The sequence below is a fragment of the Desulfoluna sp. HI9BLuna genome, assembly GCF_056829775.1.
On sequence record NZ_CP186555.1, the window covers coordinates 1490856 to 1504871 of the forward strand.

The following is a 14016-nucleotide window of genomic DNA, read 5'->3' on the forward strand; positions in this document are numbered from 1 at the left end:
ATCGCAAATTCAGGAATCGAAAGCCTCATTGCGAGCATGCTCTTCCCTGTAAGAGCACAACCCGCTTTTTCCTTTTCAGGCACCCGGTCAAACCCTGGGTGTCAAGCCGTTGTCATTCCAGACAATACACATAAATACCTTTTAAAATCAAGCAGATTAGCTTTTTGTTATTTATCCCGTGTTCCGGCTGTGGTATGCATGAAGAGATGATAATTTCATCATTTTTTTCATTGTGTTTTACTTTGGAGAGGAACGCATCATGAACAAAATTCTCAGAATCGACACCAAGAGGAAAGAATTTTCCTATTCTGACCCGGACGACCGGTATGCCCTCCTGGGGGGGCGTGCCCTGACGTCCCGCATGGTCATGGACGAGGTCCCGCCGACGTGCCATCCCTTGAGTGCCGACAACAAAATCGTTATCGCACCCGGCCTGCTCTCAGGCACCACCGCCGCCAACTCCGGCAGGCTGTCTGTGGGCTCCAAGTCTCCGCTCACCGGCGGAATCAAAGAGAGCAACGCCGGCGGTCTGGTGTCCCAGAAACTGGCCCGCATGGGCATTCAGGCCATTGTCATCGAGGACAAACCCGAGGAAGCGGACTACAGCCTGATCCATATCACCAAAGAGGGGGTCTCCTTCCTCCCCGCCGATGACTTGGTGGGCATGACCAACTCCGAGGTGATCACCACCCTCTGGCAACGGTTCGGCGAAAAGGTGGGCGTGGCCTGCATCGGCCCCGCCGGGGAACAGCGCCTCACCGGCGCCTCCATCCAGCTGGCCGACCCCAAGGGAAATCCCGGACGTGCCGCAGGGCGCGGAGGCCTGGGCGCGGTGATGGGATCGAAAAAAATCAAGGCCATGGTCATCGACGATACCGGCTGCGAGCGCGTAAAGCCCGCCAACAAGGAGGCCTTCTCCCAGGTGGCAAAAAAATGGGCCAAGCTCCTCACCAGCCACCCCGTCTCCGGTGAAGGCCTTCCCGGATTCGGCACCGCCATTCTCGTCAACGTGGTCAACGAAGCCGGGGCCATGCCCACCAAGAACTTCCGAAGCGGCCGGTTTGACAAGGCAGACAAAATCAGCGGTGAGATGATGGCCGAGCTCATTGAAAAACGCGGCGGCATCATCAAGGAAGGCTGCCACCCGGGCTGCGTCATCAAGTGCTCCCAGGCCTACCACGACAAGAACGGGGACTACCTCACCTCCGGGTTCGAGTATGAAACCGTATGGGCCTTCGGCGCACACTGCCTCATCGACGACCTGGACGCCATCGCCGAGATGGACCGCCTCTGTGACGACATCGGCCTGGACACCATCGACGCGGGCGTGGCCATCGGCATGGCCATGGAGGGTGGCCTCATTGAGTGGGGAGACAAGGCCGCGGCCATCGACCTTCTCAACAAGGTGAAAACCGGCGACCCCGTGGGCAAGATCATCGGCAACGGCGCAGCCTTCACCGGCCAGGCCCTGGGCGTGGACCGCATCCCCGTGGTCAAGAAACAGGCCCTGCCCGCCTACGACCCCCGAGCCGTCAAAGGCGTGGGCGTCACTTACGCTACCACCCCCATGGGCGCTGACCACACCGCAGGATACGGTGTCTGCCAGAACATCCTCAAGGTTGGCGGAGACGTGGACGCCCTGAAAAAAGAGGGCAACATCGACGTGTCCAAAAACCTCCAGGTGGCAACCGCCGTCCTGGACGCCGCAGGCCTCTGCATCTTTGTGGCCTTCCCCGTTCTGGACAGCGAAGAGGGATTCGGCATGATCGTGGACATGATCAACGCCCGCTACGACACCAACCTGACTGCCGACGACGTGCTGGCCATTGGCATCAACACCCTGGAGACGGAAAAAGCCTTCAACCGTGCCGCTGGATTCACCAAGCACGATGATCGCCTGCCCGCCATGTTCAAGGAGAACCTGGAGCCCCACAACGTGACCTGGGACTTCACCGACGACGAACTCGACGGAACCCTCTCCTTCGGGTAGCCGAGGCACCCCTGACAACCGGAGAGCCGCGTCCTTCATCCATAAGGCGCGGCTCTTTGTGTCAGGGCCCCATGGAACCACACCACAAACACGATGAGCCTATGAAACTTGAACTCAAACTCTTTGCCACGCTCCGGCCTTACCTGAAGGGCATCTGTGAAGACGGCACCCTGGAGGTGCCGGACAACACCACGGTGGCCGATGTCATCAAGCTCCTGAAGCTCCCGGAGGAGCAGGTCCGGCTGATCTTTGTCAACGGCAGGCACGCGGACCGAAACCGGGAGCTATGCGCCGGCGACCGGCTTGGCATCTTCCCCCCGGTGGGTGGCGGGTAAGCCCAGGGGGCTTCCTTGCCAGGTATGCCAGGGAGAGCTGTATTTCTTTGTTCACGTCCCCGGGATGCCGTCCTGCCTGTTTGCTCATTCATATCAACACCATGCACGCGCCCGATTCCAGTCTGACCCGATCATTTTTACGCGAATGTTTATACGCCGCCGTAAAAATAGGGTATACTGCCCTGAATTGGTATGTCTTTTCAGCAACGTCCGTTTGACCCGCACCCGGAGATTCTGTTATGCCCAAGTCCCCCTTTGATCAGCCGTCGTTTTTCCAACACATGCCCCCGGAGATCCCTCTGGATAAGTGGCAGCGCCTCGTGGACCTCATCGCCGTCATCTACAAAGCCCCCGGTGCCTGGTTGATACAAGCCAATGAAGCGGGCATGGAAACCCTGCTGGCGGACAAGGGGCCTGAAAATCCTCTGAAACCCGGTGATGCAGTGGCACAGGACGTCAATATCTACTGCCGCCATGTCATCACCCGGAACAAAGCCCTGTATGTAAAAAACGCCGTCCACGACGACTGCTGGGCAGACAACCCGGAGTTCACAGAATACGGGTTCAAATCCTACCTCGGGGTTCCCATCCAGTGGCCCGACGGTACGGTCTTCGGCACCCTCTGCACCATGGACACCGTGGAGACAGACCATCCCCATGAGTATATCGAGCTCATGCACCAGCTGAAGTATGTCATCGACGGAGACCTCAGCCAGCTGGTCACGACGCGCAAACTCCATGAACTGAGCCTGAAGGATGAGCTGACCCAGCTCAACAACCGCCGCGGCTTCATGGACCTGGCCCGAAAAATGGTCCAGCTGGCGCGCCGCAACGGTTTCTCCATCGCCATGACCTTCTTTGACCTCAACGGCCTCAAAAACATCAACGACACCGCCGGGCACCAGGCTGGCGATCGCCTCATCCGGGCCTTTGCCCGGGCCCTCATGGAGGCCACCCGCATCGAAGACTGCGCAGCCCGCATGGGAGGCGATGAATTCGTGCTCCTGGCCCTCCAGAAAACCCTGCCGGAAACCGACATGCTGGTCAACCGGATCCGCCGGTCCTTTGAGGCCATCCTGGAAGGTGACCCCGACATCAAGGCCCCCTCCTTCTGCTTCGGGACCCGGACCTGCACGCCTTCAGAGCCTTACACCATCGACTCCCTGCTTTTGGAATCCGATGCCCTCATGTTTGAAGACAAGAAGCGGTTCAAAGAAGAAAACAGGGAATAGGGAATTAGGGAATAGGGAATAGGGAATAGGGAATAGGGAATAGGGAATAGGGAATAGGGAATAGGGAATAGGGAATAGGGAATAGGGAATAGGGAATAGGGAATAGGGAATAGGGAATAGGGAATAGGGAATAGGGAATAGGGAATAGGGAATAGGGAATAGGGAATAGGGAATTTTAGCCAGAAACAGGATGGATGCCAGAAAAAACCGACCCGTTGGGCCGGTTTTTTTATGCTCACCGACGAAATCGGTGACCCGATTCCAGAGGCCACGCGAGTACGCCGAAAACATGTGTGTGATGACGGCCGCCATGCATTCGCCACAAGGTTTCAAGGTGCCCCATCTTACGCCGGAGATGATGCGTGTCGTTCCTTTATTCCACCTCTTTGCGACAAAGCAGATGCACATAGCGTCCCATGGAGGCAAAGGGCTCTTTGCGGCAGTGGGCCCGTTCAATCTCCAGGGTGTCTTCGTAGCTCCGATCCTTCAGGACATCCTTTCGCATGTATTCGGTGAACACCCTTACCCCGGTTTTCCGAAGCACGGTGAGCCCCATCCCGGCCACCCACGTCTCCACCTCTGAAGGGTCCAGGGGGTGAAGGGGGGTAAAGCTCCGGGAAAATCCGCCGAACTCACCGGACATCACCTTGCGGAAGTTGCCGAGGATGGCGTTGCGATGGATAAGGCAGTTGACGTTGTAGAACATCAGGGAAAGGGATCCCCCCGGCGCCAGAGCTTTCACAAGCGCTTCCAGGGAGGTTTGAGGCTCCACCAGCCACTCCAGGACGGCATGGAAGAGAATCACATCAAAGGCCCCGTTCTTTCCGTTGATGAACTCCTGAAACGGCCCGTGGTGGAAAGTGCAACGCTCGGTCACCCCTGCCTCCGAGGCCATGGTGCCCGCAAGCTCCAGCATCCGCTCAGACAGATCACAAAAATGCACCCGATGCCCCTTTGCAGCCAGCTCGCAACCCATCTGGGCCATGCCGCAGCCCGCATCCAGAATCTCCAGGGGCCGTTCTCCCTCGTAGAGGCCGGGCAGGTTCTCCTGCAGGTCTTCGGTGAGAAGGGCCAGACGGATGCGCCCCTTGGTGGTGCCGTAGATGTTCTTTGCAAAGCGATCGGCCAGGTCGTCAAAATTTCGGTCTTCTCTGGGGTGGCTGTCGTCCATGGGTCCTGTCCTGTGGGTTGGGGTCTATCCTTTCCGGTTATCCTGCTTCCAGATACACCCATTCCCCCCCAAAGTCGAGGCGAGGGCCCCAAAAAAACGCAGGGGCCCCAGGAAGCGCCGGGGGCCAACGCATGTAACAATCCAGTTGCCTTCTATGGTTAAAGTGGGCAAGAAAAGCCTGCCTCCGGCGGCCAGGGGATGATCCCCTGGACCCCAGGTTGCGAATGCCCTCTCCCTTCGTTCCTCAGGGTGAGGACATTCGCGAAGGTTTCTGGATAAGTGAGCAAGACCTGTTTATCAAACTTTTTAAAAGTTTGGCCCCCGACAGGACCGCCGGATGCAAAAATCTAAGTGCGTTGGCCCTGAGGAAGCACCCGGGAGGACTTGCGCGCCGTTGGTTGAGCTGATAGGGTACATTTCTTTTTTTTACCCGAACCCACAAGGAACATCCCATGCTCACCGTCGTTGCAGCCCTTATCCGCAAAAAAGGAACCATTCTTGTTGCGCGGCACCGATCCGGCACCCGCCATGGGGGCCGCTGGGAATTTCCCGGGGGAAAGGTTGAGGACGGAGAGACCCCGGAGGAGGCCGTTGTCCGGGAGATCCGTGAGGAACTGGGCATCCGTACATCGGTCTTAACCTACGTCGGGGAGAGCATCGCCCACACCGGCACCGCCGCCATCCGCCTGCTGGGCTACGAGCTGGAGTGGGAGTCCGGGGACCTTGCCCCCACAGACCATGACCGCATCGACTGGGTATGCCCCCGGGACCTTCTCTCCTACGACCTCCTTGAGCCCGACCTGCCCCTTGCCAGACGATACATGCAGCGCGAGGAATCCCAGGCCAGGTGAAGAAAAGCCCCCCTATTCCGTATCGCCTGTTCTGTGCAAGCCAGCGCACCCTGTTGTGTGAGGTGGCCTTCTCCTTTTCCATGCCCTCCGAGGGCCACGGCCGCGTCACCATCACCCTCACTTACCCGGATCCGTCTTCAGGCGGTGCCACCCGACGCCACGCCCAATCCCAGAGCTGGTTCACAAACAGCCGGGATGAGCTCCTCATGTGTGTGGGGCGATTTTCCCTGCCCGATGCTTTAAAACGACGCGGCATCGGCTCCTGGATCTGGTCGCGCCTCCACGGACACCTTCCCGCCGACGTGCGGGAGCGATTGATCCTCACCGGAGCCCTCTCCTCCACCGACGCCCTGGTCCCGAAGACCGATGGCAACGGCCGCCCCCTCTTGGGCTCCGAGGGGCCCCTTTTCATGAACCAGGTGGCCCTTCGCAATCGGTTCTGGAGCCGGATGATTGCCCCGTTGAGCCCCGGCAAACCGGCTCTCTGGTGCGACCCTGAAGGCAACGGTGCCTTCAGGGGCCGGTTCAAAGATCCCCATGGGGGGCGGGCCTGCCCACGGATCGTCTCCTCTCCCCGCGCATAAAAAAAGGGTGCATGAACGTCATGCACCCTTTTGACCAGACCGGGGCAGCGCCATGGAAACGAGCTGTCACGGCGTCCGCCCAGCCTATCTGTTATCAATTGTCTGTCATCACTTGTCCGAGACGTGGTTCCTGTTGAACTCGGTCTCCACCATTACGCCAAACTTGTAGGCTTCATAGCCCTCGTTCTGGGGCAGCAACGCATACCCACCGACCCAGGGGCTTTCCTCGGCCAGTTCCTCAAGACGGCTGTAAGTCTGCTCGGCCTCAAGGGTTTGGTCATGGTTTTTTGCTACGTAATTCTTGGGGATAAAAACCCGCCGCTTGGTGACGCGCAAATCCCCGCTCGCCATCTTCTTGGCCCGAACTTCCACCACACGGCCCTCGCCGTTGGTAAAATAGGCTGTCCCCCCGAGACCCCGTTCAAGGGCTTCGTTGCCCAGGGCATACAGGTCGCTGCCCGGTTCGGCGACCCGTCCGTACGTAAAATCAAACAACCCGGCAGAAACCGGTCCGGCCACCAGGGTGGCCGCCGTCACCACCAGGGCCACAGCAAGAAAACGGGTCACACATCGTTTGAGAGCTTTCATTTTTTTGCCTCCATTTGGCTCGCTTGTGCCGACATGCATGCCGACGAGATCATTGAACGACCCAGGCCGGATGCGCAGGTCGTTGGGGTTGCCGACCTCGAAAACAGAAGGAAGCCCGCACCATTACGAATGACCACTGTTGCAAGAACAGCTCAATCGGGGAGAAGTCTGGTAAGTATGACCGAAAAGAAGAAAGATTTGGAATGAATGGAATAAAGAGAAGGATATCAACAGGGCATCATCAGATGGACTCCCTGGATTGAATTTTAGTTTACTATACCATGCCGTGAACTGGTGGTTCAAGCCCATTGAAATCAATCTATTACAAAAAAACAAACCCGCGTCGCAAAAGCCCTGCCGACGTTGCGAAAGCCACTGTACCGCGCCGGGCGCCCCAAGGGCTATAAGGTGAAAAATGCCCCTGCGACCCGCACTTTTTTCCATGGGCACCACTCTTTTCGTTTGACGAACAAAGAGCAATCCCATTAGCATTTCCGGGACAACACACCGCGCCGTCCCATGCCGTGTAGCTCCCCCTGTAAGCATCCAGGACAGCGCACCTTTTCAATGCCACACCCCACCCAACCACCGACGGATACGGAGACCGCCATGGAACGACTCACGTTTAGCTGCGACGGACGCATCGGCCGACTCACCCTCAACCGGCCGGACAAGTACAATGCCTTTGACGAACAGATGGTCCGCGAAATGGAGACCCTTTTCGCAGAGCTCATGTACAACGAAGAGGTGGGGGTCCTCATCCTCGACGGAGGTGAGGCCAAGGGTTTCTGTGCAGGCCTGGACATGCAGGGATACGGCCCGGAGATCTTTGCCATGCGCCCTGTCGACGCCTACAACGCCCAGGCACGCATGAGCCGCCTGATGCTGGCCATGCGCCGCATCCCCCAGCCTGTGATCTGCTGTGTCCACGGTGCCGCCGCAGGCATCGGCTTTTCCCTGACCATGGCCTCGGACATCCGCATCCTCGCCGACAATGCCCGCTTCTCCGCCGCCTACATCAATATCGGCTTGGGGGGTGCGGACATGGCCTCCAGCTACTTCCTGCCCAGGCTCATCGGCTCGGGCCGGGCCAACGAGTACCTCCTCACCGGCAACTGGATGGGCGCAGAAGAGGCCATGGCCTTAGGCTTTGCGAGCCGCCTGGTCCCCAGGGAGACCATGATCCCCACCGCAACGGAGCTGGCCACCATCATGCTCTCCAAAAACCCATTGGGCATCCGCATGACCAAGGAGGCCATCAACGCCAACATCGATGCGGGAGGCCTGGAGGCCTGCCTCCAGATGGAGGACCGCAACCAGATGCTCATGGCCTTTGCCATGCACAACCCGAACCAGTAGCCACAGGAGACACCCGCCATGACCTCGGTTGTAATGTACGAAAAAAAAGGAGCCGTGGGGCTCATCACCCTCAACCGCCCCGAACGCCGCAACGCCATCACCCAGCAACTGCTCACGGAGTTGTTCGACTGCGTAGAAAAGGGCGATAACGACGATGACGTAGGCGCTCTGGTCCTTTGCGGACAGGGAACCAGCTTCTGCTCGGGCATCGATCTGGACTGCCTGACCACGGACAACCTGGTCAACCCCAGGGGAGACGGAAAAGACATGGTGGACGTGTTTCAGGGGTGTACCACTCCGGTCATCGGAGCGGTGAGCGGGTACGCCGTCACCGGAGGCTTTGAGCTGGCCCTGAACTGCGATTTCCTCATCGCAGACGACACAGCCTGCTTCATGGACACCCACGCCAAAATCGGCATCCACCCCGGCTGGGGCATGACCCAGCTCCTTCAGCAGGCCGTGGGCCGGAGGCGCGCCCTTCAGATCTCCCTGACCTGCGAAAAGATCCCGGCGGAAAAAGCCTTTGGCTGGGGCCTGGTCAATGAGGTGGTGCCCCGGGAGGCCCTGCTTACCCGTGCTCTGGAGCTTGCGGAGCGCATCACCTCGGTAAACCGTGCCATGATGCACACCGTGAAAGCCTTTATCGAGGTCCAGAGCGGCGCCCATGTGGACGAGGGCCTCGCCCGGGAAAAATCGGCCTTCAAAAGCTTCGCGTCCAAAGCCCTGAAGTGTTGACAGGTTGCGCTTGCCCATAAAAAACCCGTGAACCAGGGGTTCACGGGCAAAGGGCATGCCGTGCCGTTTATCTTTCCGGGCGAAACCGCATCAAAAGGGCTGATAAAAGCCCATCAGGGCCGGTAGGATTCTATTTTTTCCAGGGTTCCGGCCTTGAAATAGAGGATATACATGTACCCGCTGATGGGGCCGTAGACCCACCGTTCGATGTTGAGCTCCATTTTACCCGTGGTTTTGCCGACAATCTCCCTGCTGGAGGGCTCGCCGCAATTGTTCAGGATATCCACATCAAGCATTCCCGGCTTGACGATGGTGGACCCGCACCGAAATGAACTGGCGGCAACGGCCGGTAGTGCCGACGCCAGCAAAAAAGCGGCAACAAGGGCAACCGCCAGACTTTTTACTCGTATCATGTTCGCTCCTTATACAGGTTTATGGGGTACCACAGGCGTCTTCGAGGGTTGCCCCATATGCAGGCACAACTCGAAAAAAAGCCATGACATTCCTATCTGACATCGGCAGACAGGCGAATCGACCGGACACAACTGAAAATGCATAAAAAACAGACACAAGAAAACGAAAAGCTCGAAAGATAAGTCTTGAGGGGGAAGAAGGCACCCAATCACCTTCCCATGATACCAGCACCTGAAAAGTACTGTCAACACTTCCATTTACGGAAAATCAGGCTAAGCCGTCCCCTTCCGGCGGCGGCCCCAGGAAAAAGTCCTAACCATACGCTCCGCTCCGGCCTCTTTTCTGGTATGGTGTGCAGGATAAAGGCTCGGACACATCTCAAAGGGCCAAGTCTTACGGTGCGGATGCCCCTGCGATGATGGCTGCCACCAGGCCTTCATGCAATACGTACACTTTTTCCCGCGCTGCCGGGCCCCCGGACCAGGCCCCTGCAACCGCCCCCTGGAGGTCAATCACACCATGCTTGAAATCAAGGCCGTGTTTTTCGACGTGGACGGGGTCCTCCTGGACTCCCTTCCCCCCCACCTTGCCATCTGCAGGGAGCTAAACGCCCGATACGCCCTGGGGCTGAACATCCCGGACAGCAAAGCGTTCAAGCAAATCGCCGCAAGCGGGGTCCCCATCAGCCCCATGACGGCCTTTTTCCGTGCCGTGGGTTTCTCCGAAGAGGCTGCCCGAAAAGGAGACCGGGAGTATCGCGCCGGGTTTACGGCCAACTACCGCATTCCGCTGTTCGAAGGCGTCCCTCGGATGCTCCGCGGCCTCTCGGCCTCTGGCCTTCCCCTGGGCATCGTCACGGCCAACACCCTGGCCAATGTCCAGGGCCCCTTAGGCGATCTGTTCACCCTTTTTCACCCCCATTGCGTCTTTGCCCGGGACACAACCGACGGCATGCCCAAAGCCGATGCCATCCGGCTCGGAGCACACGCCCTGGGCATTCCGGTCACAGCCCTTCTCTTTGTGGGAGACCAGCCCTCGGACCGACAGGCCGCAGAAGAGGCGGGAGCCCCCTTTTTAGGCGTCTCCTACGGATGGGGCCTTGTCCGGGGGCCCGCCAATCACCCGGTGGCCGACTCCCCCTCTGCCGTCGCGGCCTGGGTGGAAGACGCCCTGCAGAGATAATCCTCCGCACACGGCCCGGGGCGTGATATAGAAAAGCTTTGGGCGTGTGCCCCCAACGGGACACACGCCGATACCCGAAACCCATCGTCATCGACAAAGGACAACACCATGGCCAGTGCAAAAGCCCGCCACATCCTTGTGGCAACCGAAAAAGAGTGCAACGACCTGAAGAAAAAAATAGAAAACGGCGGCGATTTCGCCAAACTTGCCAAAAAATTCTCCACCTGCCCCTCCGGTGACCAGGGAGGGTTCCTGGGCGAGTTCCAGCCCGGCGAAATGGTGCCCGAATTCGACAAGGTGGTCTTCTCCGCAGAACCCGGCGTGGTCACAGGCCCCGTCAAAACGGACTTCGGCTACCACCTCGTGGAGGTCATCAGCCGCAAGGCCTGATGCCATGGACCCCACCCCATGCTGATCCCCGCCCCGGGTCACGATATCCACCGGTCCCGGGGCAGTTCATGCAGACCAGGGGCGCACCTGATTTCCACCCGCCAAATATCCTGCTCCTTCGGCTCAAACTGTGTTATGGTTTTGTGATATATCAGATAACACATACGCAACCGGGGCCGAATACGGCCACATCGTCTCAACCTGAGCCACAGGGAGCATCGCATGAACTTAGTGGGGCGCCAGTTCCGCCGTTTTTTTTATGATGTGTGGATTGATCCGCCGGGGTGGGTGGTTTTTTTCAGTGTCTTCTGGCTGGTAAGTCTCTTTTCGGTGAGCACCGGTCTCCTTCCGGCCCTCTTCCTGGGGGGCGGCACGACCCTGGTGCTTTTGGCCGCCAACGCCTTCTTCTCCTGGGCGTCTTCCTCGCCCTATTTTCTAAGGGAGGCCCCGCCTTCCCTTCGATACGTCCTTCCCGTGCTTCGGGGAATGCTCTACCTTCTCTGCGCCTCCATGCTCATCCCCTTTCTGGAGCTTTTCCTGCGGCTCCTTGCCCCGGGACTCTTTTCCCATGTCCAGGGCCTCTCCCCCTATATCCCCATCGGCTGCCTGATCCTCAGCCGGTTCGGCGGCTTCCCGCGCCGTCACCCTGTGCGGGAAGCCCTTGTGGACGGCACCTTCACAGGCCTGGGATTCACCGTTTACCTCCTCTTTGTCGGCCTGGTCACCCAGCTTTTGTCACACTACGGCAAAAACCCCTTTTACGGTGCCGTGGCCGGAGGGGCCCTTCTGGGGCTCATCGCCTATGGGGCGCGGGAAACCAAGAAAAAGAGGGAAGAGCCCTGAGAGAGGCTACCTTCTATGGTTAAAGTCGGCTTAAAAAGCGTGCCTCCGGCGGCGAGGTGAGCCACCTCGAAAGCTGATTGCCCTTGCGCTTCGCCCGGCATAAACGCCGATGGTTTATGCGGTCTGGTTCACAAGCTTCGACGGAACAGGATACGTTGTTGCTACTTGTCCATAGTGGATCTAACCGCACTGCCTCCGGCCACAAGGTGGAGGCATCTCTACACCGGATGCCAGATCCCATCCTCGGATACTTCGGCAAGCCCGGCCTTTTCCAGTCGGAGAAGGTGTTTTTCGATCATGCTCTTTTCCCAGAAAACCACAAAACGAGTGGGGTGGCGGGGATAGATAAGCCGCCTTGCCGCCAGGGCGTGGATATCGGCGGGCTGCTCCCTGATGGCGGCCAGGACCCTCTCTTCCCGCTGCAGGATGCGCCCCCGGAACTCGGAAAGGACCTCTGCGGAGTTGCCGTTGAACACCTGTTTGCTGTGGGATGACACCAGGGCTTTCGGCTTCAGGGCCGCGATCCGATCAATGGAGTCCATAAGCTTATCGATGTCCGCATCGGGATCGGCATAGTTGGGTCCCACCGCCGTTAAGCAGATATCCCCTGCAAAGAGAAGCTCCTCCTCGGGAAAAAACAGGGAACAGTGCCCTGCGGTGTGGCCGGGGGTGTGGAGGACCTCCATGCGGGTCCGCCCGCAGTCGATCACCTCGCCGTCCGTGAGGGTCCCGTGGACCGGGCGCTCGACGTACAGCAGATCCGGGTCCACGGGAAACTCGTCCATGTAATCCTGGAATCCCCCGTCCATGAGGCGGGGCCACCCGCCACTGGCTGCCACGAGGTGCACATCCCCCATGGCCGCCCTCTCGTCGGGGTGAACACACACCCTGGCCTTTGGAAACAACCCGTTGCCCTTGACATGATCGATGTGGCGATGGGTATTGATAATAAGATCAACGCCCTCGGGATCGATTTCCGACAGGCCCTCTTCCCCGCCGGTCTCCACAAGGACCCGACGCTCTCCGTCCACATACAGGCAGTTTGACCCGCCGTACCCCGCATTCACAATCAGGGAGATCCCATCTCCCAACGACACTACCATCCGTATACCTGTCCGTCCGGCGCGTTACCGCGCCTTTATTTCTATCCCCGACAAAATCAGCCCACAGGTCTTCTCAGCCATATGGGACGGATCCATGGGGGTGGTGTCCATCATGTTCACATGCATGGTGAGCCCGGAGACCAGCCCCAGGACCCCCACGGCCGTGGCCCGGGAGTCGGTGTCTCCGCGAAACTCGCCTGCGGCCTTCCCCTTGTCCACCACCGTTTCCAGAATGGCCCGAAGCTCGGCCATGGCACGGTCCATGGCGTGTGCCAGGTCCGAGGCCCCACTGCCCCGCATGGCCATACGCCAGAGGTCCAGCATGTTCACCGTATGGGGCGTCAGGGACGCCACCGACCGGATGGCCTCCGTCACCACCGCCGACAGCTCGGCTGCGGCACCCTGGCCCTCCACAGAACGCACGGCCCCTTCAAACAGGTCCCGCCACTTGCAAAACCGCGTCTCGGCAATGAAGCCCAGGATCTCCTCCTTGGACGAAAAATAGTCATAAAAGGAGCCCTTGGAGATCCCTGCCGCCTCGGTGATGGCCCGAACCGGGGTGTTCTCGTACCCCTCAAGAAAAAAAAGATGGGCCGCTTTCTCGGCGATCTCTTCCCGTCTGGCCTCTTTGTCCACAATCTTCGGCATCTCGCTCTCCGTAAATTATGACCGACCGACCGGTCATAAAAAAAAGAGGAGTGTATCCCACACCATGGAGGGAATCAACCCGTTTCTCCTCCGGTTCGGAGAAAACCCTGTTGCCAACCCCCGAACCGTATTATAGATTGACCGTCACCACTCACAACCTGATGATGTGCCCCGGAAAACCATGCGTTCACGGCGTGTGTCCGTTTTTTTGTGCCGCCATCCACACAATCCCGCGAGGTTCCCATGAGTCACCCGGCATCCAAGGCAACGTCGGTTGCCCTCCACTACCTGGCCTACATCCCCCTGGCAGGGGTCACCCTCTCCGTCATCGTCACGATCAAAGCCCTTATCCTTCAAATCATGCTCGTCATCGACAAGGGGGGCTGGGCCTGGCTTAAAACCCACCAGGCCGCAGACCTTGGCTTTCTCCAACTCATCCTGGACGACAGGCTCTCGGCCATTCGGCGCCAGCTGATCCTGGGGGCAGCCAAACTTGCCAACACCCCGGCCCTCATCGCCTTTCCCCTGCTCGCCCTTGCGTGCTGGCTCATGGGCAAGGGCCTCCAGGCCCTTGCCAAGGGAATGAAGTAA

General features: G+C 59.0%; 16 protein-coding genes. 11 read left to right on the forward strand and 5 right to left on the reverse strand.

The features are described 5' to 3' along the window. Window positions 1–259 precede the first annotated feature (259 nt). From ACOYW0_RS05905 to ACOYW0_RS05915, 3 genes are all read left to right on the forward strand, one after another. The gene (locus tag ACOYW0_RS05905) at window positions 260–1990 is read left to right on the forward strand and encodes an aldehyde ferredoxin oxidoreductase family protein (RefSeq protein ID WP_482417626.1); all 1731 of its coding nucleotides are present in this window, start codon (window positions 260–262) and stop codon (window positions 1988–1990) included. 101 nt (window positions 1991–2091) lie between these two features. Continuing rightward, the gene (locus ACOYW0_RS05910; RefSeq protein ID WP_482417627.1) at window positions 2092–2325 is read left to right on the forward strand and encodes a MoaD/ThiS family protein; all 234 of its coding nucleotides are present in this window, start codon (window positions 2092–2094) and stop codon (window positions 2323–2325) included. Between the two features lie 239 nt (window positions 2326–2564). Further along, window positions 2565–3557, forward strand: coding sequence for a sensor domain-containing diguanylate cyclase (locus tag ACOYW0_RS05915; protein WP_482417628.1), 993 nt, complete (start codon window positions 2565–2567; stop codon window positions 3555–3557). Window positions 3558–3930: 373 nt separating this feature from the next. On the opposite strand, the gene ACOYW0_RS05920 is transcribed toward ACOYW0_RS05915, so the two are convergent. Continuing rightward, window positions 3931–4728: a methyltransferase domain-containing protein gene (locus ACOYW0_RS05920; protein WP_482417629.1), complete on the reverse strand. Its 798-nt coding sequence runs from the start codon at window positions 4726–4728 to the stop codon at window positions 3931–3933. 452 nt (window positions 4729–5180) lie between these two features. On the opposite strand from ACOYW0_RS05920, the gene ACOYW0_RS05925 reads away from it, so the two are divergent. Together ACOYW0_RS05925 and ACOYW0_RS05930 are read left to right on the forward strand one after the other, a co-directional pair. Further along, window positions 5181–5579: a (deoxy)nucleoside triphosphate pyrophosphohydrolase gene (locus tag ACOYW0_RS05925; protein ID WP_482417630.1), complete on the forward strand. Its 399-nt coding sequence runs from the start codon at window positions 5181–5183 to the stop codon at window positions 5577–5579. Beyond that, entirely contained in the window at window positions 5576–6163 is a 588-nt protein-coding gene (locus tag ACOYW0_RS05930; protein WP_482417631.1) for a hypothetical protein, read from the forward strand. The genes ACOYW0_RS05925 and ACOYW0_RS05930 overlap by 4 nt, the downstream gene beginning before the upstream one ends. 108 nt (window positions 6164–6271) lie before the next feature. Here ACOYW0_RS05930 and ACOYW0_RS05935 read toward each other — a convergent pair whose 3' ends face one another. Beyond that, on the reverse strand, window positions 6272–6751 hold the full coding sequence (locus ACOYW0_RS05935; protein WP_482417632.1) for a hypothetical protein: 480 nt from the start codon (window positions 6749–6751) through the stop codon (window positions 6272–6274). Window positions 6752–7360: 609 nt separating this feature from the next. On the opposite strand from ACOYW0_RS05935, the gene ACOYW0_RS05940 reads away from it, so the two are divergent. Both ACOYW0_RS05940 and ACOYW0_RS05945 read left to right on the forward strand, forming a co-directional pair. Further along, entirely contained in the window at window positions 7361–8110 is a 750-nt protein-coding gene (locus tag ACOYW0_RS05940; protein WP_482417633.1) for an enoyl-CoA hydratase/isomerase family protein, read from the forward strand. A gap of 18 nt (window positions 8111–8128) precedes the next feature. Further along, window positions 8129–8845 carry an enoyl-CoA hydratase-related protein gene (locus ACOYW0_RS05945; protein WP_482417634.1) on the forward strand — a complete coding sequence of 239 codons (717 nt, stop codon included), beginning with the start codon at window positions 8129–8131 and terminating at the stop codon, window positions 8843–8845. A 113-nt stretch (window positions 8846–8958) separates the two neighbouring features. Here ACOYW0_RS05945 and ACOYW0_RS05950 read toward each other — a convergent pair whose 3' ends face one another. After that, a complete protein-coding gene (locus ACOYW0_RS05950; protein ID WP_482417635.1) occupies window positions 8959–9258 on the reverse strand; it encodes a DUF2845 domain-containing protein in 300 nt (99 codons plus the stop codon). A gap of 520 nt (window positions 9259–9778) precedes the next feature. Between ACOYW0_RS05950 and ACOYW0_RS05955 the strand changes: the two genes are divergently transcribed. From ACOYW0_RS05955 to ACOYW0_RS05965, 3 genes are all read left to right on the forward strand, one after another. Next, window positions 9779–10441 carry an HAD family hydrolase gene (locus ACOYW0_RS05955; protein ID WP_482417636.1) on the forward strand — a complete coding sequence of 221 codons (663 nt, stop codon included), beginning with the start codon at window positions 9779–9781 and terminating at the stop codon, window positions 10439–10441. A gap of 108 nt (window positions 10442–10549) precedes the next feature. Continuing rightward, entirely contained in the window at window positions 10550–10831 is a 282-nt protein-coding gene (locus ACOYW0_RS05960) for a peptidylprolyl isomerase (RefSeq protein ID WP_482417637.1), read from the forward strand. A gap of 222 nt (window positions 10832–11053) precedes the next feature. Further along, window positions 11054–11674: an Rnf-Nqr domain containing protein gene (locus ACOYW0_RS05965; RefSeq protein ID WP_482417638.1), complete on the forward strand. Its 621-nt coding sequence runs from the start codon at window positions 11054–11056 to the stop codon at window positions 11672–11674. 218 nt (window positions 11675–11892) lie between these two features. Here the strand turns inward: ACOYW0_RS05965 and ACOYW0_RS05970 are convergent, their stop codons facing one another. Beyond that, on the reverse strand, window positions 11893–12777 hold the full coding sequence (locus tag ACOYW0_RS05970; RefSeq protein ID WP_482417639.1) for an MBL fold metallo-hydrolase: 885 nt from the start codon (window positions 12775–12777) through the stop codon (window positions 11893–11895). Between the two features lie 24 nt (window positions 12778–12801). Further along, window positions 12802–13425, reverse strand: a complete 624-nt coding sequence (locus tag ACOYW0_RS05975; protein ID WP_482417640.1) for a TetR/AcrR family transcriptional regulator — start codon at window positions 13423–13425, stop codon at window positions 12802–12804. A 243-nt stretch (window positions 13426–13668) separates the two neighbouring features. Here ACOYW0_RS05975 and ACOYW0_RS05980 point away from each other — a divergent pair, with 243 nt between their 5' ends. Continuing rightward, window positions 13669–14016, forward strand: a complete 348-nt coding sequence (locus ACOYW0_RS05980; protein ID WP_482417641.1) for a hypothetical protein — start codon at window positions 13669–13671, stop codon at window positions 14014–14016.

Coding starts and splice junctions, on each gene's coding strand:
- ACOYW0_RS05940 (WP_482417633.1), top strand. CDS start 7,361: ATGGAACGACTCACGTTTAGCTGCGACGGACGCATCGGCCGACTCACC.
- ACOYW0_RS05945 (WP_482417634.1), top strand. CDS start 8,129: ATGACCTCGGTTGTAATGTACGAAAAAAAAGGAGCCGTGGGGCTCATC.
- ACOYW0_RS05975 (WP_482417640.1), bottom strand. CDS start 13,425: ATGCCGAAGATTGTGGACAAAGAGGCCAGACGGGAAGAGATCGCCGAG.
- ACOYW0_RS05955 (WP_482417636.1), top strand. CDS start 9,779: ATGCTTGAAATCAAGGCCGTGTTTTTCGACGTGGACGGGGTCCTCCTG.
- ACOYW0_RS05910 (WP_482417627.1), top strand. CDS start 2,092: ATGAAACTTGAACTCAAACTCTTTGCCACGCTCCGGCCTTACCTGAAG.
- ACOYW0_RS05950 (WP_482417635.1), bottom strand. CDS start 9,258: ATGATACGAGTAAAAAGTCTGGCGGTTGCCCTTGTTGCCGCTTTTTTG.
- ACOYW0_RS05980 (WP_482417641.1), top strand. CDS start 13,669: ATGAGTCACCCGGCATCCAAGGCAACGTCGGTTGCCCTCCACTACCTG.
- ACOYW0_RS05915 (WP_482417628.1), top strand. CDS start 2,565: ATGCCCAAGTCCCCCTTTGATCAGCCGTCGTTTTTCCAACACATGCCC.
- ACOYW0_RS05925 (WP_482417630.1), top strand. CDS start 5,181: ATGCTCACCGTCGTTGCAGCCCTTATCCGCAAAAAAGGAACCATTCTT.
- ACOYW0_RS05935 (WP_482417632.1), bottom strand. CDS start 6,751: ATGAAAGCTCTCAAACGATGTGTGACCCGTTTTCTTGCTGTGGCCCTG.
- ACOYW0_RS05905 (WP_482417626.1), top strand. CDS start 260: ATGAACAAAATTCTCAGAATCGACACCAAGAGGAAAGAATTTTCCTAT.
- ACOYW0_RS05960 (WP_482417637.1), top strand. CDS start 10,550: ATGGCCAGTGCAAAAGCCCGCCACATCCTTGTGGCAACCGAAAAAGAG.
- ACOYW0_RS05965 (WP_482417638.1), top strand. CDS start 11,054: ATGAACTTAGTGGGGCGCCAGTTCCGCCGTTTTTTTTATGATGTGTGG.
- ACOYW0_RS05970 (WP_482417639.1), bottom strand. CDS start 12,777: ATGGTAGTGTCGTTGGGAGATGGGATCTCCCTGATTGTGAATGCGGGG.
- ACOYW0_RS05920 (WP_482417629.1), bottom strand. CDS start 4,728: ATGGACGACAGCCACCCCAGAGAAGACCGAAATTTTGACGACCTGGCC.